Raw genomic sequence first — 22,721 nt, forward strand, 5'->3', positions numbered from 1 at the left:
CTAGGTAGGGCTCGGGCGCTGGCTCTCCGCCCCAGACCCAATGCTCCTCAGGTGTATCCGATACATTGTCTTGAAATCCGCGATGTTTGCAAACCCGGCGAGGCGGGCCACCCTGACTATGTCGTCGGGGCAACCGAACATTCGGAGGCGATTGTAACGTCCCGAAGGCAATCAACTCCGGTTTTTCGAGCGCGATACGAATGACGCGTTCCGACTGCCCGTTGAAAACGACCACCCGTGCCGCGATCATGTTCTTCAGATCGCGCAAGTTCTTGGGTTGGACGACCGAAGTTTGCCGTGTCAGTGTCATGCCGATCGATACCGCATTGGAGCTATTGCCCTTGGCAGACAAAGCCTACTTTGCGTCGTCAATCGTCGTATCCACCCAGCCGCCTGCCGGGCGGCTTCTGCGAGAACTGGCTTGGGCGCCTTAAAATATTCGTCGAGAGCAACTCACGCTTTCGACGAACGAAATCGATCGCGTCGTCCAGTGTTGAAAACTTATTTGGCAACGTAAGGTGCAGGAAGAGCGCTACGACTGCGACTGAACGAGAACGGCCACCACGACAATTGACGAGAACGCTGCCACGTTCGCGAGGCGGATAGGACGGTTTGTCAGGCAGGATCTGTTCAAGGGCGGCACGAAGGATATAGTGGGCGGCAACCATCTGGGTATCTGGATTTCCGACGCCGTCTATCAGACCCACCTTGTAGTGGCGAATCTTCCCCGGTCCATAGATGCTGCCCTCATGATCCGAGACGATCTTGTCCTGCTGCACGAAATTGAAGTCGAGGTTGACGGCGCAGTTAACCACCGTCGTGATGCCGTTTCGGCGAAGGAGGATGGCAGATACTGGCGCCTCTAACCCAACCCTCTCGGCAACTCGCTCGCGCACATTCCCCACATGGCCAAGGAACAAATCTAGACGAGGTCAACTAACGTGAAAGAAACCGGCAGTTCTCATCTTGACATTTGTTGCGGCTTATTGCCCGTGCGATCACCTCCGCACACCATGCCCTAAAGGCCGTCAAGTGAGGGTCACAACGTTGCCGAGGCCACACTGCGCACTAATTGCAAAGACTTGGCGAGAGCGACTGACACATCAATGTCTTCGAACAACGCCAAGATCACGGAGGCGGAATTGGAAAATGACCTCGGCCCCCATCGCGTCTATTCGACCTCGCCATCCTCCCCTTCACGCATGCCTGCCTTCGCGAGTGTACTCGCTGTTATTGCTATTCTGTATTTCGCCAAGGAAGTACTTCTTCCTCTAGCAATCGCAGTCCTGTTGACTTTCGCATTGGCTCCCATCTCCTCGCGTCTTCGAAAGCTGGGCCTGCCCCGTATTCCGGCGGTCATAGTCACTGTCGTGCTCGCTTTCCTTGTCCTCGTCCTGTTCGGGCTTGTGGTAGCGGGTCACGTTTCCGAAGTCGCCCAGAACCTTCCGGCTTACCAGGATAACATCATAGCAAAAATTCGGTCTCTCCAGGAAAGTGGAACGGATAGCGGTATTGTGCGGCGCCTGACCTCCGTCGTTGAGAGCGTCGGTCGTGAGCTCAGCAACGCCGAGGAGCGCCCACTTGCTCCAGGTACCGGATCAAGACCAAGGGAGCCCGTGCTCGTCGAAATATTCGCGCCTAGCAGACCGATTGACACGCTTACCAGCCTGATTGGTCCTCTGCTTGGCCCTATCGCCTCTTTGGGTTTGATCATCGTCGTCGTGATATTCATGCTGTTAGAGCGGGAAGAGCTTCGCGACCGCTTTATCCGGCTCGTTGGCTATGGGGATCTGCATCGCACAACAGAAGCCATCCAGGAGGCGGGAAGCCGCGTCGCGCGGTATCTTCTTATGCAGTTGGTCGTGAACTGCGCTTACGGCGTTCCATTGGCGCTCGGACTGTGGGCTCTTGGCATTCCAAATCCAGCGCTCTGGGGGATGCTGGCCATCATCCTGCGATTTGTCCCCTATATCGGGCCTGTAATCGCGACAGTTCTGCCGCTGTTCCTGGCCTTTGCGGTCGACCCCGGCTGGAGCCTTGTTCTCTGGGTTGCAGCCATCTTCGTCGTGCTAGAATTGACCAGCAATAACGTCATCGAGCCCTGGCTTTATGGTTCTCGTACCGGACTCTCTCCGCTGGCAATCATCGTCGCGGCGATTTTTTGGGCATGGCTGTGGGGGCCAGTCGGTCTTGTACTGTCCACGCCGTTGACCGTGTGTCTTGCAGTGCTGGGGCGGTACGTCCCGCAGTTCGAATTCCTCGAGGTGGTTTTTGGTAGTGACCCGGTGCTCGATCCCAAGGAGCGGTTGTACCAGCGGCTTCTTGCCGGCGATCCGGACGAGGCGACCGATTACGCTGAGGAGTTCCTTGAGGAGGATTATCTGGAGCATTACTACGGAAAGGTTGCCATTCCCGCCCTTCTACTCGCGGAGAAAGATAGGCGTCGAGGTGTCTTGACCGCGGAGCAGATGGAACAGGTGTTCGGGACCGCCATCACGCTGGTCTCGAACCTTGGGGAAATTGCGCAGGAAGAAGAGGAAGAGGAGGAAAAAGAAGAAGAAGAACAGAAGGAGAAGGAAGCCGCAGGTCGGCCCAGCACTCGCCCCAAGGAAGGGAATGGGGATGACGGCGAACTGCCTGACGGACGCGGCAAGACCGTCTTTTGCGTCGGAGGCAGGGGCCCGCTCGACGACGCGTCGGCTGCGATGCTCGCTCAAGTTCTTCAGGTGCAGGGAGCCGAGGTGGTTGCAGCAAGGCATTCTGACATCCCCAATCGTCGCGCCATGAGCCTCATTCCGAAACAATCGAATGCCATCGTGGTTTGCTTCCTCAACGAGGACTCGGCAAGGCACGCCAGCATACTTATTCGTCGGTTCAAGCGCATATACCCGGCCATCCGCGTCGGCGCGGTCCTTTGGGTGGAAAACCAGGAGGAAAGGCAACCGCTTGCGCTTCGGGAGGCGGATTTCGTCGCCACCACCTTGACCTCCGCTGCCTGCGAGGCACTCGCCAATGCACCGGCATCACTGGTGACGCCGGCGCGCAAGATTCGGACCAGGCGATCCCAGAGCAAGACAGGCATAACCGCGGCGCGGTCCGGGATTTAGCCGGGGACCCGAAACCAGATGTGATGAGACAAGAAGTTCTGGTTTACGTATTCTCTTCACTATTTTGTATTGCTCGACGGATTGCCTCTGTCGTTGTGGCGCTCCCGTGTAGAACCTGGCCCATAGTGCCTCCCTCCATTCTAAGGAAAATAATGCACCATCAAATGCCGGGACTAAACACCTAGTCTCTGGTTTTCCGCAGAAAGCACCTTTCTAAGGAAAAACCGTCCAGGTGTACGGTCGTCCCCTTCGAGTTCCCCAAACTGCTCATAACCAAGCTTTAGGTAGAACGGTTTTGCTTGGAAGTCGTAGGTGTCTAGGAAGATGCCCAGATATCCCCGTTCGCGGGCAATGCGCTCCGCCTCTCCCATTAATTGACCGCCAAAACCCTTTCCTCGGAGTGCCTCAGGCACAACTAAATACTTGACGAATAGCCAATTGAGTTCATCGAACGCGTACAGGCCGCCGACGATCTCCGCAGTCTCGGGTTGCCTCAAAACTATACCAAGATGAGGCCATTCCGCTATGGTCGCGGTGTGGCGGCTATTGAAGGCCACCAGCGGTTTAAGGAGGTGGTCAAGCTGATCTGCAGTCGGCTCGGCCGAGAGGGTTTCTAGGATTGCAATCATCGCGCGAGAATGCGTCAATGGATGGCGGTTGTCTAGTCGATCGTTGCGGCTGTTCGTCCGCTTAGGGCCGAAAGCAGACAAGACGTTGCGCCTCGCACCGCACTCCGTTAAGAGACCGCATCCTTGTCTTCCGCGAGAGTGTGCGCCACGATCGCATTTGCATGCCCGTGGCCCATTCCGTGTTCACTCTTCAATATGCCGACAAGTTCCATGTGCTTCGCAGGATAGTGCTTTCGCACGAGCGCTTGCCAGTCGTCGATAGGACGGCCGTATTTCTTCTCGATTGATGGGAAATAGGAAGCAGGTCCTTTGATCTTCTCGGTGGTCATCGCGCGTCATCCCCTTTTCGTGCCGCATCGATTACTGCCACGTCGATTTTCCTCATCGTCATCATTGCGTCGAACGCGCGCTTTGCTTGTTCGCCACCTGCTGCAAGCGCGTCCATTAGAATGCGAGGTGTGATCTGCCAGGATACTCCCCACTTATCCTTGCACCAGCCGCATTCGCTTTCCTGACCGCCATTGCCGACGATGGCGTTCCAATAGCGATCTGTTTCTTCCTGATCCTCAGTACTGATCTGGAATGAGAAGGCTTCGCTGTGCTTGAATGTGGGGCCGCCGCCATTCAATCCGATGCACGCGACACCTGCCACCGTGAACTCGACGACCAACACGTCTCCCTCGTCTCCGTCGGGGTATTTGCCGGGCGCGCGGATGATGGCTCCGATCTTGCTGTCTGGGAAGGTATCGGCATAAAAGCGGGCGGCTTCCTCAGCGTCGTTGTTGTACCATAGACAAATGGTGTTCTTAAACATCGCGTCGTCCTCCTGATCGTTGTCCTTCAGATCGAGAGCCCGACCTGATGATACGATGACGCACCAGCCTCCACCGATCCGACATCATGATCAAAATCGCTGCTCTTTTTTAACCCGTCGCGTTTTGGCAGGCCGAACCCTCGGGCCGACAGGCAACCTCGGCCGCTTTGCGAAGAGGACTGCCATGAATTCTCCGTTTCGACATCTCGGCTTTGCTTGTGCAGTCGTCGTTGGCGCTCAAGATGGGCTGCCTCATCGCCTTTGGTCGGTCGAATGGTTCATTTCTCCCGGCGAAGTCGAGCCTGCGTCCACTTCGGACGAAGCGCGGACAGGCGATTGCATGCGTGAGCGGAAGCCGGATGACCTCTCAAGTCGCCACAACCAGAATTCCAGTGTAGGTAAGGTGATGCAGCAGTTGATCCGCTCCGTGTGAGGCCCAGTAGGCTCGGGTCGTCATGGCAACCGGGTAGAGGTGCGAATGTACCGCCTTCACGTGGTCAATCAGGTAGTGGATCAGAAATTCTGCCACCGCCAGGAGCGTGACCGTCTTGGCATCCAATCCGAATAGCAAGAGCCCCGGAATGCTGCCGGCCACGTGGATCGCTGCATGGGCATAGCCACCTGGATGATGGAGATCGCCCTTGCCACGAAGGACCCAGCCCGGTTGCAGTAGATAGTCAGCCGCGAAGTGCTTCGCCTGTAGCCAAGCCAGCAGGCTTATGAGTGAAAATGCACTCTCCATGCTGCCTCCTCCCTCAAGTCGGGGCTGATTTCCTCTCCAAGGTGAAAATTGGCACCGGTTGCGACTTGCCGCGCACCATCGCTTCGCCCAGCGAGCGCGTATCGACCTGATTGCAGGTTCGCTCCAACGTCTCGCCACTCAGCACGATCTCTACGCCATTGTCTTTCGCGACGCCGACGAGACGGCTCGCGAGATTCACGGCATCGCCGATCGCGGTATAGCTCAAGCGTTCGGCCGAGCCGATATTGCCGACGAGAGCCGTGCCGCTGTTGATGCCGATCCTGACCCTCACCGTGTCGTGGTGGGGTGCCAGCGGCGGCATGGCATGCATCGCATCACGGATGGCGGCGGCGGCACGGCAGGCACGCAGTGCATGATCGGGCTCGTCGTTCGGCGCGTTCCAGATAGCCATGACGGCGTCACCAATGAACTTGTCAACGGTGCCGCCCTCGGCGTGGATCGCGGCGATGGAAAGCGTGAGGAAGCGGGTGAGGTGCGGCTCGACACCGGCGCCGAGTTCCTCTGTCATCTCGGTGAAGCCAGGAAGGTCGGCGAACAGGACAGTGATGTCGGTGAGCTTGCCGCCGGGCTTGGGCTCTATGCCGCCATCGACCAGTGGCCGAACCACATCCAGTGGCATGAAGCGAGCGAAGGCCGATAGCCCTGACGACATCCGTTTCAGCGTCACCGAAAAGTCGTTGAGTTCAGCCAGCATCGTAGGCGTGTGGCTGACTGCACCGAGTTCAAAGCGTTCGACCGCGTGCAATTGCTGGGCAAGCCGGGCAAGCGGCCGGGCGAAGAGCAGGCGAGCGAAAACAATGGCCGTGACGGCGGCGAGCAGCGCGATTCCCGCAATGATGAAGAGCACGCGCTTGGTGTTCTCGTCGATATCGCCGGCAAAGGTGGAGCGCGGAATGGCCGTCAGCAACCGCCAATCCTCGAACGGCAGCGTGTTGGACGAAATAAAGACCGGGCCGATCGCGTCGCTCTGCTGAAGTGTGCGGAAGGCACTACGAGGATTGGCCTTGCGTGCTGACGCGACGGCGGCGGAAAGCGCATCGGCCTTTGGAAAATCAGCGAGATGGGCGGCCATGACGCCGTCTGACGGCTCTGATGTCGCGAGAACCACATCGTCCTTAGCGAGCACATAGACTTTGCTCTCTGAGGGGATATTGAGATCCTGCAGCGTCAGTGACAATTTCCGCAGGCTGACGGCCACCATGACGACGCCTTCGAGCCGACCGAAGGCCTCGACACGCTTGGAAAGCACGATCGACGGCTCAAAGCCGCTGGGCAGGATATCGACAACAGTCCAGGACGGATCTCTGCTGTCCCTACCCTTGCGATACCAGGACGAGCCTTCCGTCACATAGGCGCTCTCGCTCTTGACACGCTCTTCGAAGAATATGTCGCCGGGGATGGGCTTGTGTCGGTCACGGCGCAGCGTGCGAGGTTCGCCGGGCGCGGCTTTGCCGATTTCGACCATCTCGATCCGGCCATCGGAGGCGGCATGTGAGCCGAAGAAGCGACCATCGGTGAAACCGAACCCAATCCAGGCGATCGCCGGCTGCTCTCGCAGCAACGAGAGAAATAAGAACTCCCGCTTGACCTCGTCGTCGGGCTTGATGGCGCCCTGGAAGAAGACGGAGCGGACTATTTCCGCGGTGCTCGAAACGAGTGCGAGTTGCGAGGCGAGTTCGTTGCGGACGGCCCCAGTGCTCTGCGCATCCAGAGCCGCCACGACTTTTTCCACATTGGCGCTCGCGGTACGTTGCCAGATCAGATGTACGAAGACAGCGGTCGAGATGACGGCAAGCAGCAGCAGTATGGTGACTGCGCGGCCCATCTTCACGCGGGGAAGGAAATCAGCGCTCATGGCGGTCGGTGATGAGTCGGGCGCTGCGCTCATAGCGAAGATAGGCCAGACCCCAATCCATGAAAACCACGAGGCGATTGTGGAAACCGACGAGGAACCAGAGATGGGCGAGGTTCCAGACCAGCCAGGCCGAAAACCCGGACAGCCTGATCCGTCCGAAATCGGCGACCGCCGCCTTGCGGCCGATCGTGGCGAGATTACCGAAATGCCGGTAGCGGAATGGCTCGACCGGATTGCCCGCGATGAGCGCCCGGATGGCATGCGCAGCATGCTCGCCCATCTGCTTGGCGGCCGGCGCTGTGCCTGGCACAGGGCGGCCATCCTCGCTCTTCACCGCAGCGGTATCGCCGATGACGAAGATGTTGTCGTGGCCGGGGACATTCAGCCGTTCGTCGACCACCGTGCGGCCGGCGCGGTCGGCCGCGGCCCCGAGCCATTTGGCCGCTTTGGATGCCATGACCCCTGCGGCCCAAAGCACGCATGTCGAGCCGATGCGGCGGCCGTCGGCGAGCGTGACGCCTCCGGCATCGCAATGGTTGACGGCAGCGGTGGAAAGCACTTCGACGCCCAGGCCTTCAAGCTGACGCTGCGCCTTTGCCGAAAGGCAGGCCGGCATAGTGGGCAGGATACGGTTGCCAGCTTCGACCAGGACGACCCGTGCCGAAGCGACATTGATGTGACGGAAGTCGCGAACCACGACCTTGCGGGCAAGTTCGGCAATTGCACCGGCCATTTCGACGCCTGTCGGGCCGCCGCCGACCACAACGAAGGTCAGTAACGCCTCGCGCCGTTGATCATCCTCAGTGACTTCGGCGCGTTCGAAAGCGGAGAGAATCCGGGCACGGATCTCAGTCGCGTCGCCGATCGTCTTCAGGCCCGGCGCGCTTTCGGCCCACTCCTCATGGCCGAAATAGGCATGACGGGCGCCGGTCGCGACAACAAGATAGTCGTAGGGGATAGAGCGCTCGGCGGTGTGAACAACCTGCATGGCTTTCTCGATCCGCTCGACCCTTTGCATCAATACAGTCACATTCTTCTGGCGCGACAGGATGCGGCGGATCGGCATCGCGACTTGAGCGGGGGATAGGCCTGCAGTCGCCACCTGGTAGAGCAGCGGCTGGAAGAGGTGATAATTGCGACGGTCGATAACGGTGATATCGACCGGGATGCTCTTGAGCGCCACGGCTGCGGCAAGCCCGCCGAAGCCGGCACCGAGAATGACTACGCGTGGGCGGTCATTCCCGGGCATTGGGCGGATCATGTTCGGCGCACCGCCCGTCATTGCGCCCTCGGCTTCGATCCGCATGGCTCAGCGCTCCCGCGAGAAAAAGCGGCCGGCGAGATGGTCGAGCGAAATGACGCCCGCGCCTCGCGCGAAAATCAGCAGCAGCAGAGCCGCCCAGGTCAGATGTTCGCCCCAATGGGTGGGATAGACGAAGATCTGGATCGTCGCCACGACCCCAAGCAGCATCAGTGCCGCGAGACGCGAGAAGAGGCCGAAAAAGATCAGGATTGCACCCGACAGTTCGGCGGCCGTGGCGAGCAGGGCCGCGACACCGGGATCGAGCACCGGCAGGCGGTATTCGAAGGCGAAGAGCTGGACCGTGACGGGCCAGGAGGCGAGCTTGCTCTGCGACGATTGCCAGAACACGTTCGCAACGGCCAGCCGCGCGACGAACTGCACCGCCGAAAGCGGCACGGATGAGGCCAGTCGGAGCGCCTGCGAATAAAGGCCGGCGAAACCGCCTCGTTCGGGCATGGATGTCGGGGTCATCATGGTCATCGATCCATTCCTTGTCAGTTGATGTTTGCAGGTTGGTGGCGGACGCGCGTAACGAGTCCGTCGGCAAAGAGACCGCCGAGCGAGGCGACGAGGTCGAAATTCGGATCGCGCGCGGCAGCTTTCTTGACGGCATGTTCAAGTCCGCGGCCGCTCTTCAGCACCTGCAGAAAGGCGTAATGGGCACCGTTGAGGCGGAGAAAGCGAACGCTGTCCCGGTTCCGCCACAAGGCGATCCGCTGCGGTTGCCTTCTGATGCCGCCAAGCTGTTCGAGATCGCCGCTTGCCTGGTGGGCCGACCAGATGTCGAGCGCCGGCCAGCGGCAAAAGAGCAGTCGCAAAGACGGCTGGAGGATCAGGTTGGGCATGGTGCCTCCGCCACCCCGGGAGAGTTCCGCCATATTCGCAGGCTGCAGCGCCGGCGCGTCGAGCGCCTCGGCGATCAACCATTCAAGCCGCGCCGTATCGGCGATGAAGGGCATAGGCTTGAGGTCTTCGAGGCGGCCGAGGAAATCGGCGAAGTCGCTGCCATAGCGTACCAACCGCGCTTCGGACGGCGGGCTCACGCGAATGAAGCTCGCGGCGATATGGCGGAAATACCGCTCTCCAATCAGGCTGACGCCAACAGGGAAGACCGACACGAGCGTGGCACTCAGCGATGCGAATGTGTTGTTGCGGTAGATGTTGAAGCGGCGCGTGGGATCGAAGCGGCCGCCAGTATCGAATGAGGGGCCGAGATCCGGCCCTCCACGGTTAAGGATAGAATCCGCGACGGCATGCTGCAGTTCGAGTTCAGACAGCATGACGCGCCCTCCGCGTGACGGAGTTGCTCGCGAAAACCGATGGGGTGATCGTCGTCAAGGCCGAGATCGCAGGCATGGCGCCGCGTGCGAGATTGTTCGTGGAGAACAGCTCGATGCCGTGGAACCTGCGGTCCCGCTGCTGGGCGATCTGCGGCGCACCACGCTTCTCGAAACCGATCGAGGCGGCCATCATGTCGGCCCACATTGCTTCGCCGAGCAGCACATCGAGCGCGGGAACTTCGGTGTCCCATTCGATCAGCGTCGGGCGTGGGCCGATCTTGCGCAGCACATGCGCATAGAGCGACCAGACGGCCGGCGGCACGCGGGAGCCATGATCGTCGATCAGCACGATGTCGCCCTCGACCTCGTTGACCGCATGGCCGGCGAGATGGATTTCGCCGATGGCATCGGCGGGCAGGTCGTCGATGAAGGCCTTGGCGTCGAAATCGAGATTGCAGGCCGAGACATAGACATTGTTGACGTCGAGCAGGAGGCCGCATCCGGTACGCTTGACGAGCTCGGCGAGGAATTGCGCCTCGGTCATCGTCGAATTGGCGAAGGCGATATAGGCTGACAGATTTTCGATGAAGACGCGGCGTTGCAGCCTGTCCTGCAACTGGTCGACATTGGCCGCAACGATATCGAGCGCACCGTCGTCATACCGGAGCGGCAGGAGATCGTTGAGATAGGCGCCGTCGGCAACGCTCCAGGCCAGATGTTCCGAGACCAATGCTGGCTGAAACCGGATGCACACGCTCCGCAACCGTTCCAGATGGTCCCGATCAAGGCCCGAGGCGCTGCCGAGCGAGAGACCGACGCCGTGCACCGACAGCGGATAGGTCTCGCGCAAGTTTTCCAAAGCATCGACGGCGGCGGAATCGCCCATGTAGTTTTCAGCATGGACCTCCAGCCATCCCGCCGAAGGCCGGCGGGAGAGCATATCGGAAATATGCGGGGAGCGCAGACCAATGCCCGCGGCATCCGGTACTGGAAGATTGGGAAATATCTTGGACATTGGTCACTCCTTCATATGGGTTGAATGAAGCTTGGGAGGCCTCAGGCCTTGGGTTCGATCGCGCCGCCGGAAATCTTGGCGCAGGTGCCGGCCGGCACGTAGACCCAGGCATCACCCTGGTTGTCGGCCGTCGAGGTGCCGGCGCAGGAATGGGTGGCCGTCTGGCAATCGTTGAGGCCGGCCTTGACGACGCCGTAGCACTTCTCGAACGAGAATTCGGGCTGTGCAGCCGGGCCGGCAAAGGCGCTGGAGGCTGCCATGGAGGTGATGGCAGCAAGGGCGGAACCGATGAGGATGCAGGTCGAGTTCATGGAAATGTCTCCTGGTTGAGGTTGGATCAAACCGGTTTCCGGCTTGACTGGAATTACTTTCCCGCATTGCCGGTGATGTTTGAAATGCTGTTGCGGCATGGTTTTCATAGACTGGCGCTATGCGCGGCGGCGGCTGGCGAGAAGACAAAAAATACCCCCCCGGGGGGACCGGGGGGAGGAAGTGGCATGCAGCGAGGGAGGGAGCGGACCGGAACCGGCGGCGCGGAAGGAAATCCTTGGAAAATCAGAGATATCGTTCGCGAATGTCGACTGTCGAGCGCTTGCCGATGTCCTGGTAGTTGGCCAGCAGCCACATGTCGGCGCATTCCCGGCCGCGGTCGCGCAGATCGACCAACGCCCCCCAATCGGCATTGAGCTTGCTCGACACGGAAAGGCTCTTCATCGTCTCGTCATCGGAGATGCCGTGCACGAAGATGCGCTTGAGATTGCCGGTACTTTCCGGAGATGCATCAATCAAATCGGTGACGAAAGCCACCGCCCGCATTTCCCGCAGCAGCGACGAATTGAAACTGATCTCGTTGATGCGATTGAGTATCTCGGAGGCGGTGTGTGGCACCTCGGCACGCTCGATCGGATTGATATGGACGACCAGCACATCCGGCGTGTCGCAGCCATAGATCAGCGGAAAGATCGCCGGATTGCCCATATAGCCGCCATCCCAGTAGGACTCGCCGTCGATCTCGACCGCCTGAAACAGGAAAGGCAGACAGGCCGAAGCCATGATGGCATCGATCGAGAGCTCGTCATTGCCGAACACCTTGACCTTGCCGGTCCGGACATTGGTGGCGCAGATGCTGAGCTTCACCGGGCAGCGCGCCATCCGGATCGCATCCATGTCGACCGATTGCTCCAAGATCTGCCGGAGCGGGTTGAAATTGAAAGGGTTGAACTGGTAGGGCGACATCAGCCGCGTCACCATGTCGAACATCATGAAGGCCGGCGAGAATTCCAGCGCCCGAGATCCGGTCACCCTGTCGAAGATCGTCGGCTGCAGAGGCCCGGACGCCGACGCATGGCTGACGCGCCGCCAGAAATTGGCGAGCGCGGTCTGCGCCCCGCTCCGCCCGCCTTCGGCCAGGCCATAGGCCAATACCGCGGCATTCATTGCGCCGGCGCTGGTTGCGACGACACCTTCCAACGACAGGTTCGGCTCGTCGAGCAGCCGATCGAGCACACCCCAAGTGAAGGCGCCATGCGCGCCTCCGCCCTGGAGCGCCAGATTGAGCGTCCGCGGCTCTCGCTCAGAGGAGGCGACAACCGCGCTGTCGGCGATTATTTTCTTCACACCTGCGTGCTTGTTCATGGTCCTCACTCCCGATTTGTTCGTGTTGAGATCAATGCGCCGTCCACCCGCCGTCGACCGGAATGGCCGTGCCGGTGATGGAGCTCGCCAGATCGCAGCAGAGAAAGACGCTGAGGGCGCCCATTTCCTCGACGGTTGCGAAACGCTTGGTCGGCTGGTTCTTGAGAAAAACGTCGCGGATCACTGCGTCACGTGCGATGTTATGCGACTTCGCCTGCGCGTCGATCTGCTGCTCGACAAGCGGCGTCCAGACATAGCCGGGGCAGATTGCATTCGACGTCACGCCGAACTCGGCACCCTCAAGTGCAATCGACTTGGTGAACCCCACCATGCCGTGCTTTGCTGCGACATAGGCCGACTTGAAGGGCGAGGCGACAAGGCCGTGAGCTGAGGCGACATTGATGATGCGGCCATAACCGCGCTCGCGCATGCCGTCGAAAGTGGCCTGGACAAGATGAAAGGCGGCCGACAAGTTGATCGCCATGATCGCATCCCACTTCTCGGGCGGAAATTCGCCTATGGGAGAAACATGCTGGATGCCGGCATTGTTGACGATGATATCGACCTGGCCGAACCGGGCCTTAGCGCGCTCCACCATCATCAGGATAGCGTCGCGCTTCGACATATCGGCGCTGTCATAGGCGACATCGACATCGTTGCCTTCGGCCATCTCGGCTCGCAACGTTTCAATCTCGGCCGGATCGCCGAAACCATTGAGCATGATCGAGGCGCCCGCCCTTGCCAGCGCATGGGCAATGCCAAGGCCGATGCCGCTGGTCGAGCCCGTCACGATCGCCGTACGACCTTCGAGCATCTTCCGGCCAGCCAGGGATTCGGTTTCTGTAGCAAGCAGATTGAGCATCGCATTCTCCATTTTTAGGCGCCACGACGTGTAGCTTCCCGTTCAAAATGGCGCGGCTGCAGTCAAAAGAGAAATGCCGCTCGCTAATGGAATTGATAATTCAGTGGCATTGGCGGAAGATAGCGCGCGGGACCAGAATAGATGCACTGGCATACATTTGGGTTATTGGGGAGCGGATATGGATATTCATCACATCCGGTATTTTCTGGCCGTTTGCGAAACGCGCAACTTCACGCGCGCGGCGCAGAACTGCAATGTCACCCAGCCCGCGCTGAGCCGCGCCATTCAGCAGCTCGAGGACGAGGTGGGCGGGCTGCTTTTCCGCCGCGAACGGAACCTCACCCACATCACCGATCTCGGCAACCTATTGCGTCCGCGTTTCCAGCAAGTGCAGGACGAACTTCTGGGCGTCAAAACCGAGGCGTCAAGATTTCTCTGCCTCAACGATGCGCACCTCAAGGTCGGCATCATGTGCACGATCGGACCGCGGCGCTTTACCGGCCTGCTCACCGACTTCAACATGCGCCACAAGGGCATCCAGCTCCAACTCGTCGAGGGTATTCCGGCCAAGTTGTCGGGCTTGCTGGAACAGGGCGAGCTCGATATCGCGATCATGTCGAGCGCCGATAATTTTCCCGAACGCTTCGATGTGACGCCGCTGTTTCGGGAACGGTTCATGCTGGCCTTTCCGTCGGGGCACCGGCTCAGTCAATACGATGCCATTCCGATCGCCGCGATTGATGGCGAGATCTATCTTCGCCGTGTCAATTGCGAGTACTGGGACTACCTGACAGATCTCTGCGACGCCCAGGGCGTGAACACGATCGTCTCCTATTCGAGCGAACGGGAGGATTGGATTCAGAATCTTGTCGCCGGTGGCCTCGGTATCTGTTTCATTCCGGAATACAGCGCGGTCGTGCCTGGCCTGCAAGTCCGGCCGGTCGCCGAACCGGAGGTGACCCGCGAAGTCTGCCTTGTAACCGTAACTGGCCGCCGCTTCTCCCCCGCCGTCTCGACTTTCGTCAGCGCGGTCAAATCTTACGGTTGGGCCACGCTGCCAAGCCGCTCGCACTGAAAGCATAACGAATGCAATGATTTGTGCTCCGTGTCCTGGTGATGCGGGGCGTCCGTACGCCCTGCGTTTCACGATAGCTTCAGGCTATGGAATTGAGAATAAGGCGGCATTTCTCATTCGCCATCGAACTCTCCATGCTCCTTGTCATGCCCGGCGCGAACGCTTCATCCGGGCTCAACAAGGAGAACTCTGATGAAATTCGACCTCAATGCCAAGCGCATGACACTCGCCACCGTCCTCACTCTCGCATCCTTCACCGCCATCCCGACCGGCTATGCCTATGCCGGCGAATGCCCGGTTGATCAGGTCGCCGAAAACGGCATGCAACCCGGCGAAATGATGCCGAAGAACGTGACCGACGAGGTCATTTCCTCGATCGATCTCGCCTCCAAGGGCGATGCCTGGAAGAACAGTGCCCTACGCATGCGCAAGCTCGTCGTGCAGCCTGGCGGCGTCGTGCCGTGGCATTCGCATGAGGCTCGCCCAGCCAACATCCTGATCGTTTCGGGCTCGATCACCGAATACCGCAGCACTTGCAAAGTGCCGATCGAGCACAAGGCCGGCGACGTGACTGCCGAATTCGGAATGCTGTCGCATTGGTGGAAGAACAATGGCAGCAAGCCGGCTGTCCTCTACTCCGCCGACATCCTGAGCTCCGAAGCGCAAAAGCACGAATCCATGTGAGCTGCTCCCAGGCTCACTGAAAGGCATCTCCGGTCCCGCCGGATCGGAGATGCCGCACCACTTCATTCAACCAGTTGGAGCGATTGCCATGACCGGCCTCGAGCATGTCCTCAATCCGCCGCGCGCGAATCTCGGGGCCGACACCGATCGTCGGCGCTTTGCCGTCATCGCGCTGATTTCCTTCCTGACATTGGTAGATCTCTTCGCGGCCCAGGCGATCCTGCCCGCACTTGTCGAGAAATTCCAGGTCAGTCGCGCTGCCATGGGCTTTGCCGTCAATGCCAGTACTTTCGGCATGGCCGTCGCCGGCCTTGGCATAGCCTTCTTCGGTCGCAGGATCGATCGCCGCAGCGGTATCTGGATCAGCCTAGCGCTGCTTTCCCTTCCCACGACAGCTCTCGCCTTTACCCACGATCTGACGGTTTTTGCCATCCTCCGTATCGTCCAGGGCCTCTGTATGTCGGCAGCCTTCACGCTGACCATAGCCTATCTCTCGGAACACTTCTCGCCGATCCAGGCGCCAGGCGCGTTGGCGGCCTATGTGACCGGCAATGTCGCGAGCAACTTCTTTGGTCGCATCCTCTCCGCAGTGGTGGCCGGGTTCGGCGGGCTTGAAATCAACTTCTTCACCTTTGCGTCCCTCAACATCGCGGGCGCACTGCTTGTGCGGCTCACCCTCAAAAAGACGTCGGCGATGATGCAGACCAGCGATGACGGATCATTCAACATGCGCGGCTGGACTTATCATTTCGCCGATGGTGAGCTGCGCCGCGTCTTCGCAATCGGCTTCCTCATCCTTTTCGTCTTCATCGGAACCTTCACCTATGTGAACTTCCAACTCGTGGCTCTCGGCTTGTCGCCGATGACGCTCGGCCTCGTTTATCTGGTATTCTTGCCGTCGATGCTGACCACGCCGATGGCAGGCAAGCTTGCGGTCCGGATAGGGGCAAAACTCGGGATCATTTCGACGCTTGGGCTCGCCATTGCCGGCCTCGCGGCACTTCTGAGTGTCAGCTTGCCTCTGGTGTTGGCCGGACTGGCGCTAGTGGCAATAGGGACATTTCTCGCCCAAGCGATCGCCACCGGAGTGGTTGGCGGACGCGCGGTCACGGACAAGGCAGGCGCCAGCGGAATTTACCTCGCCTTCTATTACACCGGGGGCCTCGCAGGAAGCCTCGTACTCGGGCAGACCTATGATCAGATGGGCTGGCCAGCTTGCGTCGGCGTGCTCGTCGTCGCGCTGCTGGCGGCCATCGGAATCGCCCTACCCATAAGCTCGACACCTGGTCCGTCCCGGAGATAATTCAGGCTCATCGAACCGCGCCTCAAACCGCATTATCCATCAAAACCATCACCTGCAACAATGCCAACGTATCCTCCACCCCATCAAAGGAATGAAGAAATGCCAAGATATATAGGTGTATTGTTCGCATTCATCGTGCTGATGTCCGACGCTCTCGGCGTAACCTCCGCCAGCGTCGCGCAGGCCGCTAAACGCGATGGCGTCGTCACGCTCAAAAGCCGATACTCGGTCAGCGAGACCGTAAGGAGAATCAAGGCCGCCGTTGTTGAGAATGGCATTATGTTGTTCGACGACATCGACCAGGCCAAGCTCGGAAACGCCGCCGGCAACAAGGTCCGACCGTCTCACCTGATCCTGTTCGGAAATCCCGCTTTGGGCACTACCTTCATCACGGCAAACCCGTCTTCCGGCCTGGACTGGCCGGTGCGCGTGCTCGTCTATCAGACGAAGGACGGCTCAGCGAATGTCGCCTACAACGACTTCGACTGGATCGCTCGCCGCCATGGTATCAGCAATCGCGAGGAGGAGTTCAAGATGGCAACCGAGGTAATCGAGTCCGTCACGTCATCGGTTCGCCAATGAATACTCCCGGCTTGGGCGGGACGCTCGCCCAAGCTCCACTGTCCAAATTGATAGCGATCCTCGCAAATTCTGCACCGGCTCTCGAGATTTCTCCTCTTGGGGGCGATAGCAGACTATCTGATATGTCCGCCTTGAACGACGGACCAACGAGCACTCCCAATTCTCGGACAACGCGGATCGCTTCCGTTGGATTGCAGTTATTTGAAGATCTCACTCCTCATCCTCGGTAGCGACAGCATCGCCAATCAGGATGGAAGAGCTTGCATATTTGCTCTCCAGCTCTTCACGGAAGCAGAAGCAACTCTTCAAGGCTTTCGCGAGCGAGCACTTTCAAACTTTTTCGCAAGTCTGGTGCCAAAGGACCTTTGTTCCACTGCATCTGGAATATAGGTGAGACCGTTGCGCTCGCATTATGCAGCAATCAGATCGGCCACCCGCCGGGCGGAGCCGAGAGCAAGAGTCCAGCCGAGCATATCGTGGCCGATGTTCAAATATGATCCGAGAATTCGGCGAGACGGGCAGATGATCGGTTGTGAAGACGGCGTCGTCGGACGTTCTCCTGACCAACGGATATCATCGGCTAAACCCCTTCTATCTGTTTCCCGCTGTAGCGATGATATTGATGGACGAGTTCCCTCAGCCGAACAACTCGTCGGCGGATCCGGTGACCCCGCAGCCATCGCTCGCCGATGCAGCCGGATAGGGCACGGCACATGGACAAGGAGTGGCACGCGCGGCGTTTATGCGAAATTCGCGCCGGTGATCTCCAAGGATATATCCCAGAGCCGCGCCGCCGCGCCGCTATTCAGCGCCTGCCTCGGGGGCGTCTCCTCGACGGGATATCCGCGCATTCTGCCCATTCCGTCAGGTCCATAGTACGCGCCGTCCCGTGCCATCGGATCGGTCCCAGCGTAGAGCGTTGGCAAGGCGCCTTGCGAAGCCGGTTGGAACAGGAAAGACAGGAAACGGCGCAGCATTCCGGGCAGGCTCGACCGCCCCGAGCCGTTCACAATCAGATTGGTGCGTGTGATGCCCGGATGGGCCGCCAGGTTTTGAACGCCCCATCCCGCCGCCTTGCTGCGCCGGCTCATCTCGAAGGCGAACATGATGCAAGCAAGCTTGGACTGGCCATAGACCCGCATCGGCTTGTAGCTGCGCTCGGCCCGCAGGTCATCGAAGTCGATCGCGGCGATCGAGCCGAGCAGGGTCCATATGCCGATGATGTGCAAGGCCGAAATTGCAGGATAAATCCCGCGACGATTAGCCGAACAACGCCAAGGTCCTCGATCTCTTGAAACATCGAGGCTAGCATCTGTCCACTCCCGGCGCCCAGTCTCTGGAGTAGGATAGCATCTCCCCGTCCCTCAGCCGTATCCAGGTGCTGCGCAACTGATGCGGGGGCAGACAGTTGCGAAGCGCACCAGTGTGACGCGATCACCGGGCTTTACCTTAGCTTCGAGGTCGTAGAACATGCGGACCGGAGAAAGCTCGACCTCACGGACCTGTCCGAGGTCCTCGGGACGAGCTGATACCGGTCCAAAATACTCGTCCGGACGGCCGAGCTGCCCGTCAGCGACGTTTGCTTGCTCGACACGGTCGCCGATGTGCCGAGGCAGGACGAAAAGGACCTTGAAGGCCAGTATCGCGGCAGTCACGCTAGCCGCATTCGCCCAGACGTGGTGGATATCGCGATGGTCAAACACCTAAGCGACAGCGTTCGTGAAGCCGCCATATTCATGTCGGGCCTCGAACGCCTTCTCGAGCAGGAGAACAATGAACACACCGACGCCGTAGAGAACCGTGCGCCCGACAACGCGCGCGATCCCGGAGTGTCGATCGATCCAGGACCCCAGCGGGACGTTCTCCAGGATCAACACAACCTTCGCGACGATGAGCGCACCGATGGACGCCGCCGAAAAGTCGAAAAACGCGATTCTGTATTCGGCCAGCACGAGCGCCTTGAAGCCCATCATGGCGAGGAAGCAGGTGGCAAAGAAGAGCGTGGTCGCCCCAGACTTTTTTGACTTCCTCCTTCACTTTCTCAGCGACGCTCATGGTTCACTCCTTTATGTGCGATGCGGGGTCCGGAGAAGCCCGGTTGCCACGGATGATGCAGCGGAAGCCGAGATGCGAAATCGAGGTTTCGACAGGCTGCGCCATGCGCGCCGCCGGCCGGTATCGCCGGCAGTAGTTCGGTGCACACAGATGCGAGCCACCCTTGGTGACCTTGCGCGGTATTCTGATCGCTGGCTGGCGTGGATCGTAGCTCGCATCGCGATCAGCTCCGCGCGGATTGGCAGCCGTGCAGCAGGAGCTGTCGATCTTGCCATGGTCCTGGTACCAGTCGGCGGTCCATTGCCAGACGTTGCCCGCCATGTCGTAGAGGCCGTAGTCGTTCGGCGGGAAGGAACTGACCGGGGCCGTGTATTCGAAGCCATCATCGAGCGTATTGCGGTAGGGAAAGTCGCCCTGCCAGGTGTTCGCCATGTGTTTGCCACCCGGTGTCAGCTCGTCGCCCCAGACGAATTCCGCGCCGTCGAGCCCGCCGCGCGCGGCGAATTCCCATTCCGCCTCGGTCGGCAGTTCCTTGCCCGCCCATCTCGCGTAGGCTTCGGCATCCTCATAGGCGACGTGGACGACCGGATGGTCCATGAGCTTGGCGATCGCGCTCGCCGGCCCGCGTGGACGGCGCCAGTTAGCACCGGGCACATAGACCCACCAGTTGTAGTGGTTGCTCTTGTCCACCTGCCCCGCCGGCTTCTTGAACATGGTCGAGGACGGAGAGAGCATCTCGGGTCTGGCGCCGGGATAGTCGTCCGGATTGGCCGGCCGCTCGGCCAGCGTCACGTAACCAGTCGCGGTGACGAAGCGCTTGAAGTCGCGATTGGTCACGGTCGAAGCGTCCATCCAGAAGCCGTCGACGCACACGCGGTGCGCCGGCGCTTCTTCGGCATAATGGCTGTCCGAACCCATCAGGAACGTGCCGTCTGGGATCCAGACCATGCCGGGATGTGGAGAGGGACTTAGCACGCCTTGCTACTTTCCGGCCCCTCGGGCTCCCTGTTCCAGTGCCGCCAGTGCCTTGTCGACGCCAAAGTTCGAGGGAGGCGCGCTCGGCGGGTATTCCTTGAAGGTTTCGAGGAACTGCCCGACGACCGTGGTGGCGGGAAGGAAGGTCCACATCTTCTCGCCCCACCACTTGCCATACAGCATCGATTCCGACTGGTAGCGCTCCCACGGGTCCTGCCGCAGATTGGTGACGAGGGGCGCGTTCGTGCTTGCCTCGTGGCCGTTGAAGAGGTTGCCTTCCACCGTCTTGAAGCTGACCTTCCAGTCGTTGTAGCGCAGGGCGTTGAGCTCGCCACTGTCGGTGAAATAGAAGACCTCGCGCCGTGGCGACGTTGTGACATCACCCTTGAAGTAAGGCAGGAAGTTATAGCCGTCGAGATGGTTCTTGAAGGTCTTGCCGCCCACCTCCATGCCCTTCAGCAGCTTGTCCTTGACGTTCGGATCGCCGGCAGCGGCGACAAGTGTCGGCATCCAGTCCTCGTGCGCCATGATCTCGTTGACGATGGTGCCGGGCTTGATGGTGTCGGGCCAGCGCACCACGAGCGGCACGCGGAAGCCGCCCTCGAAGGTGGTACCTTTTTCGCCCCTGAACGGCTGGTTGCCGCCGTCCGGCCAAGTGAATACCTCGGCACCGTTGTCGCTGGTGAGGAGCACGATCGTGTTGTCGGCTATGTTCAGGTCGTCCAGCTTCTTGAGCAGCTCGCCGACCTCCCAGTCGAGCTCCATCATGCCGTCGGCGAAGAGGCCATGACCGCTCTTTCCGTCCCATTTGTCCGAAAGATGCGTCCATACGTGCATGCGCGTGCTGTTGTGCCAGAGGAAGAACGGCTTTTTGTCCTTCACTGCGCGGTCCATGAAGTCGAGCGAGCGGCGCACCAGCTCGGGTTCGACGGTCTCCATGCTGACCTTGGCGGCAGGGTCCATCCCGGGATGCGGCGGCAGCGGGCCGCCGTCGGCGATCGTCTGCTTGCCAACCTTGCCCCAGCGCGGATCGTCGGTGGGATCGTCCTGGTCCGTCGCCTTGCTTTCCACGATGTTGCGCGGACCGAACTGTGCACGGAAAGCGGCGTCCTTGGGGTAGGCGTGGTCGTACGGCTCCTCCATGGCGTTCAGGTGGTAGAGTATGCCGTAGAACTCGTCGAAGCCGTGCACGGTCGGTAGGAACTCGTTGCGGTCGCCGAGGTGATTTTTCCCGATCTGGCCGGTCGCATAGCCTAGGGGCTTGAGCAGCTCGGCGATCGTCGGATCCTTGTCCTGAACACCCTGCTTGGCGGCCGGCAGGCCGACCTTGAGCAGACCCGTTCGAAATGGCGTCTGCCCGAGGATGAACGCAGCCCGGCCCGCGGTGCACGATTGCTGAGCGTAGTAGTCCGTAAAGAGCGCGCCCTCGTTCGCAATGCGGTCGATATTGGGTGTTCTGCCGCCCATCATCCCGCGGTGATAGGCGCTGAGGTTCCAGGTACCGAGGTCGTCGGCCATGATGACGAGGATGTTGGGCGGTTGTTCCTGCGCGGCGGCCGGCGCGCACATGGCAGCCGAAACCATCGCCGTGGCGCCCACCAAGCCGGCGCGCCATCGCGAGTGCCAATCCTGGGCGGCCGGCGGCTCTGTGCTGAGAATGCTGCTGAACATCGTCTTACCCTCTCTTGTTTGAACCTTCCCGTATGGCAATGCTGTGCATTTCACTGCTTTGAACAAAGTTTCGTCTGCCAAGCATCTTACTCACAGCGCGCTCCTTTATCGTGGACAACCTTCTCGTAAAGGTGGGTAATAGCAAGTATGTTACGGTATCAAACGACGCTCGACTGCCTCCTGAGCGGCCCTTTTCTTGCGCGACCGAAGTATGACGAATGCCGATGTCTCTGCTCGCGTAAGGGGCGGTCGACGATCTCCTTTGGAACGAGAGATCGTGTTGGATTACCCCCGCATGACGTGGTCACCTAGCAGCACATATCGGAACGGGGAATGCATCAGGGGGGCCTGTATGTGCCGTCGCGTCTACATCAATCAATCATTTAACGAGATGGCAGGAAAGTTCACCTTCGCTGGGCGAGGTGACATGTACGATCTAGGCGACCGCCTTCCGCGATACAACGGTGGCCCAGCTCAGGTTTTCCACTTCATCATTCAGGACGTCGTACGACCGCGAGAACGGCCCAGACCTATCTTTGCCATCGCTCGTTGGGGTCTCACACCAGCCCGGATGGACCAACGCCGCCGCCACCCGCCCATCAATGCGCGTTGCGAAGAGTGGCTTCGAACCACGAATTTCAAGAAGCATACCAATCGAGGCGCTGTTTGATTCCGATTAGTGGCTTCTTCGAATGGCAGTACCGGTCGGAGACTACAAAGCAACCTTATGCAATCGCTATGAAGGATAGATCACTCTTCGCTCTCGCAGGCATTCGGGAAAGTTGGCATCACCCGGCCGGCATCAATATCCGCAGCTTCGCTGTCGTCACCTGCGCCCCGAACGAGATGATGGAGACGATCCACGATCTTAATGCCGGTCGTCATTCGGCCCATGATTACAAGCACTGGCTCTCTCCAGATCGAGATCCACGCTATTTATTGAAACCCTTCGATTCCCAATCAATGACCATGTGGCCAATTTCACGGGGCGTTAGTTCAGCTAGAACGCTAAGCCCGAGACCATTCGGCCCGTTAATGTCAGCGCCTAGGATAGGCAGCCTTCGATCGCTACCAGGCGACCAGATGCTTGAATAGCCCACCTTTCACCCTACC

General features: G+C 59.8%; 21 protein-coding genes and 4 pseudogenes. 7 read left to right on the top strand and 18 right to left on the bottom strand.

Annotated elements, in window-relative coordinates:
* Both V8P77_RS29785 and V8P77_RS29790 read right to left on the bottom strand, forming a co-directional pair.
* A pseudogene (locus V8P77_RS29785) lies at positions 1-352 on the bottom strand (hypothetical protein); the annotation flags it as partial.
* Positions 307-845, bottom strand: a pseudogene (locus V8P77_RS29790) (dual specificity protein phosphatase family protein); the annotation flags it as partial. The pseudogenes V8P77_RS29790 and V8P77_RS29785, both read right to left, overlap by 46 nt.
* 261 nt (positions 846-1,106) lie before the next feature.
* On the opposite strand from V8P77_RS29790, the gene V8P77_RS29795 reads away from it, so the two are divergent.
* A complete protein-coding gene (locus tag V8P77_RS29795) occupies positions 1,107-3,107 on the top strand; it encodes an AI-2E family transporter (RefSeq protein ID WP_335915775.1) in 2,001 nt (666 codons plus the stop codon).
* A 173-nt stretch (positions 3,108-3,280) separates the two neighbouring features.
* Here the strand turns inward: V8P77_RS29795 and V8P77_RS29800 are convergent, their stop codons facing one another.
* The 12 genes from V8P77_RS29800 to V8P77_RS29855 form a co-directional block, all read right to left on the bottom strand.
* A complete protein-coding gene (locus V8P77_RS29800; protein WP_335915777.1) occupies positions 3,281-3,817 on the bottom strand; it encodes a GNAT family N-acetyltransferase in 537 nt (178 codons plus the stop codon).
* A 26-nt stretch (positions 3,818-3,843) separates the two neighbouring features.
* Positions 3,844-4,065, bottom strand: coding sequence for a DUF4287 domain-containing protein (locus V8P77_RS29805; RefSeq protein WP_335915778.1), 222 nt, complete (start codon positions 4,063-4,065; stop codon positions 3,844-3,846).
* Positions 4,062-4,550 carry a VOC family protein gene (locus V8P77_RS29810; RefSeq protein WP_335915780.1) on the bottom strand — a complete coding sequence of 163 codons (489 nt, stop codon included), beginning with the start codon at positions 4,548-4,550 and terminating at the stop codon, positions 4,062-4,064. Before V8P77_RS29810 ends, V8P77_RS29805 begins: the two co-directional genes overlap by 4 nt.
* A gap of 367 nt (positions 4,551-4,917) precedes the next feature.
* A complete protein-coding gene (locus V8P77_RS29815; RefSeq protein WP_335915781.1) occupies positions 4,918-5,292 on the bottom strand; it encodes a DUF3307 domain-containing protein in 375 nt (124 codons plus the stop codon).
* A 13-nt stretch (positions 5,293-5,305) separates the two neighbouring features.
* The gene (locus V8P77_RS29820) at positions 5,306-7,168 is read right to left on the bottom strand and encodes an adenylate/guanylate cyclase domain-containing protein (RefSeq protein WP_335915783.1); all 1,863 of its coding nucleotides are present in this window, start codon (positions 7,166-7,168) and stop codon (positions 5,306-5,308) included.
* A complete protein-coding gene (locus tag V8P77_RS29825) occupies positions 7,158-8,474 on the bottom strand; it encodes an NAD(P)/FAD-dependent oxidoreductase (protein ID WP_335915784.1) in 1,317 nt (438 codons plus the stop codon). Before V8P77_RS29825 ends, V8P77_RS29820 begins: the two co-directional genes overlap by 11 nt.
* A 3-nt stretch (positions 8,475-8,477) precedes the next feature.
* Entirely contained in the window at positions 8,478-8,951 is a 474-nt protein-coding gene (locus V8P77_RS29830; RefSeq protein ID WP_335915785.1) for a DoxX family protein, read from the bottom strand.
* A gap of 14 nt (positions 8,952-8,965) precedes the next feature.
* Positions 8,966-9,751, bottom strand: a complete 786-nt coding sequence (locus V8P77_RS29835; RefSeq protein ID WP_335915786.1) for an HvfC/BufC family peptide modification chaperone — start codon at positions 9,749-9,751, stop codon at positions 8,966-8,968.
* A complete protein-coding gene (gene bufB / locus V8P77_RS29840) occupies positions 9,741-10,766 on the bottom strand; it encodes an MNIO family bufferin maturase (protein ID WP_335915787.1) in 1,026 nt (341 codons plus the stop codon). The genes V8P77_RS29835 and bufB overlap by 11 nt, the downstream gene beginning before the upstream one ends.
* A 41-nt stretch (positions 10,767-10,807) precedes the next feature.
* A complete protein-coding gene (locus V8P77_RS29845) occupies positions 10,808-11,077 on the bottom strand; it encodes a BufA1 family periplasmic bufferin-type metallophore (protein ID WP_163875367.1) in 270 nt (89 codons plus the stop codon).
* Positions 11,078-11,321: 244 nt separating this feature from the next.
* Positions 11,322-12,401, bottom strand: a complete 1,080-nt coding sequence (locus V8P77_RS29850; protein ID WP_163875371.1) for a patatin-like phospholipase family protein — start codon at positions 12,399-12,401, stop codon at positions 11,322-11,324.
* Positions 12,402-12,432: 31 nt separating this feature from the next.
* Complete coding sequence (locus V8P77_RS29855; RefSeq protein WP_335915788.1) at positions 12,433-13,263, bottom strand: 3-hydroxybutyrate dehydrogenase; 831 nt, start codon at positions 13,261-13,263, stop codon at positions 12,433-12,435.
* A 178-nt stretch (positions 13,264-13,441) separates the two neighbouring features.
* Between V8P77_RS29855 and V8P77_RS29860 the strand changes: the two genes are divergently transcribed.
* From V8P77_RS29860 to V8P77_RS29875, 4 genes are all read left to right on the top strand, one after another.
* Positions 13,442-14,338 (top strand): LysR family transcriptional regulator, encoded by an 897-nt coding sequence (locus V8P77_RS29860; RefSeq protein ID WP_335915864.1) that lies wholly within the window; start codon positions 13,442-13,444, stop codon positions 14,336-14,338.
* A gap of 192 nt (positions 14,339-14,530) precedes the next feature.
* Positions 14,531-15,022 (top strand): cupin domain-containing protein, encoded by a 492-nt coding sequence (locus V8P77_RS29865; protein WP_335915789.1) that lies wholly within the window; start codon positions 14,531-14,533, stop codon positions 15,020-15,022.
* 88 nt (positions 15,023-15,110) lie between these two features.
* Entirely contained in the window at positions 15,111-16,325 is a 1,215-nt protein-coding gene (locus tag V8P77_RS29870) for an MFS transporter (protein WP_335915790.1), read from the top strand.
* 141 nt (positions 16,326-16,466) lie between these two features.
* Positions 16,467-16,907, top strand: a complete 441-nt coding sequence (locus V8P77_RS29875) for a DUF302 domain-containing protein (RefSeq protein ID WP_316029772.1) — start codon at positions 16,467-16,469, stop codon at positions 16,905-16,907.
* A gap of 410 nt (positions 16,908-17,317) precedes the next feature.
* Here V8P77_RS29875 and V8P77_RS29880 read toward each other — a convergent pair.
* Together V8P77_RS29880 and V8P77_RS29885 are read right to left on the bottom strand one after the other, a co-directional pair.
* Positions 17,318-17,479: pseudogene (locus V8P77_RS29880) on the bottom strand (FAD-dependent oxidoreductase); the annotation flags it as partial.
* A 168-nt stretch (positions 17,480-17,647) separates the two neighbouring features.
* Positions 17,648-18,136, bottom strand: coding sequence for an SDR family NAD(P)-dependent oxidoreductase (locus tag V8P77_RS29885; RefSeq protein ID WP_335915791.1), 489 nt, complete (start codon positions 18,134-18,136; stop codon positions 17,648-17,650).
* A 354-nt stretch (positions 18,137-18,490) separates the two neighbouring features.
* Between V8P77_RS29885 and V8P77_RS29890 the strand changes: the two genes are divergently transcribed.
* Positions 18,491-18,931, top strand: a complete 441-nt coding sequence (locus tag V8P77_RS29890; RefSeq protein ID WP_335915793.1) for a hypothetical protein — start codon at positions 18,491-18,493, stop codon at positions 18,929-18,931.
* 34 nt (positions 18,932-18,965) lie between these two features.
* Here the strand turns inward: V8P77_RS29890 and V8P77_RS29895 are convergent, their stop codons facing one another.
* Positions 18,966-19,910 carry a formylglycine-generating enzyme family protein gene (locus V8P77_RS29895; protein WP_316029766.1) on the bottom strand — a complete coding sequence of 315 codons (945 nt, stop codon included), beginning with the start codon at positions 19,908-19,910 and terminating at the stop codon, positions 18,966-18,968.
* Between the two features lie 33 nt (positions 19,911-19,943).
* Positions 19,944-21,608, bottom strand: a complete 1,665-nt coding sequence (locus tag V8P77_RS29900) for an arylsulfatase (protein ID WP_335915794.1) — start codon at positions 21,606-21,608, stop codon at positions 19,944-19,946.
* Between the two features lie 352 nt (positions 21,609-21,960).
* Here V8P77_RS29900 and V8P77_RS29905 point away from each other — a divergent pair.
* Positions 21,961-22,703 (top strand): annotated as a pseudogene (locus V8P77_RS29905) (SOS response-associated peptidase).
* Positions 22,704-22,721 lie beyond the last annotated feature (18 nt).

The sequence above is a fragment of the Rhizobium aouanii genome, from assembly GCF_037002925.1.
GTDB classification, from domain to species: domain Bacteria; phylum Pseudomonadota; class Alphaproteobacteria; order Rhizobiales; family Rhizobiaceae; genus Rhizobium; species Rhizobium aouanii.

Coding starts and splice junctions, on each gene's coding strand:
- V8P77_RS29860 (WP_335915864.1), top strand. CDS start 13,442: ATGGATATTCATCACATCCGGTATTTTCTGGCCGTTTGCGAAACGCGC.
- V8P77_RS29870 (WP_335915790.1), top strand. CDS start 15,111: ATGACCGGCCTCGAGCATGTCCTCAATCCGCCGCGCGCGAATCTCGGG.
- V8P77_RS29900 (WP_335915794.1), bottom strand. CDS start 21,608: ATGTTCAGCAGCATTCTCAGCACAGAGCCGCCGGCCGCCCAGGATTGG.
- V8P77_RS29830 (WP_335915785.1), bottom strand. CDS start 8,951: ATGACCATGATGACCCCGACATCCATGCCCGAACGAGGCGGTTTCGCC.
- V8P77_RS29875 (WP_316029772.1), top strand. CDS start 16,467: ATGTCCGACGCTCTCGGCGTAACCTCCGCCAGCGTCGCGCAGGCCGCT.
- V8P77_RS29815 (WP_335915781.1), bottom strand. CDS start 5,292: ATGGAGAGTGCATTTTCACTCATAAGCCTGCTGGCTTGGCTACAGGCG.
- V8P77_RS29895 (WP_316029766.1), bottom strand. CDS start 19,910: ATGGTCTGGATCCCAGACGGCACGTTCCTGATGGGTTCGGACAGCCAT.
- V8P77_RS29820 (WP_335915783.1), bottom strand. CDS start 7,168: ATGAGCGCTGATTTCCTTCCCCGCGTGAAGATGGGCCGCGCAGTCACC.
- V8P77_RS29865 (WP_335915789.1), top strand. CDS start 14,531: ATGAAATTCGACCTCAATGCCAAGCGCATGACACTCGCCACCGTCCTC.
- V8P77_RS29795 (WP_335915775.1), top strand. CDS start 1,107: ATGTCTTCGAACAACGCCAAGATCACGGAGGCGGAATTGGAAAATGAC.
- V8P77_RS29845 (WP_163875367.1), bottom strand. CDS start 11,077: ATGAACTCGACCTGCATCCTCATCGGTTCCGCCCTTGCTGCCATCACC.
- V8P77_RS29810 (WP_335915780.1), bottom strand. CDS start 4,550: ATGTTTAAGAACACCATTTGTCTATGGTACAACAACGACGCTGAGGAA.
- V8P77_RS29805 (WP_335915778.1), bottom strand. CDS start 4,065: ATGACCACCGAGAAGATCAAAGGACCTGCTTCCTATTTCCCATCAATC.
- bufB (WP_335915787.1), bottom strand. CDS start 10,766: ATGTCCAAGATATTTCCCAATCTTCCAGTACCGGATGCCGCGGGCATT.
- V8P77_RS29855 (WP_335915788.1), bottom strand. CDS start 13,263: ATGCTCAATCTGCTTGCTACAGAAACCGAATCCCTGGCTGGCCGGAAG.
- V8P77_RS29835 (WP_335915786.1), bottom strand. CDS start 9,751: ATGCTGTCTGAACTCGAACTGCAGCATGCCGTCGCGGATTCTATCCTT.
- V8P77_RS29850 (WP_163875371.1), bottom strand. CDS start 12,401: ATGAACAAGCACGCAGGTGTGAAGAAAATAATCGCCGACAGCGCGGTT.
- V8P77_RS29825 (WP_335915784.1), bottom strand. CDS start 8,474: ATGCGGATCGAAGCCGAGGGCGCAATGACGGGCGGTGCGCCGAACATG.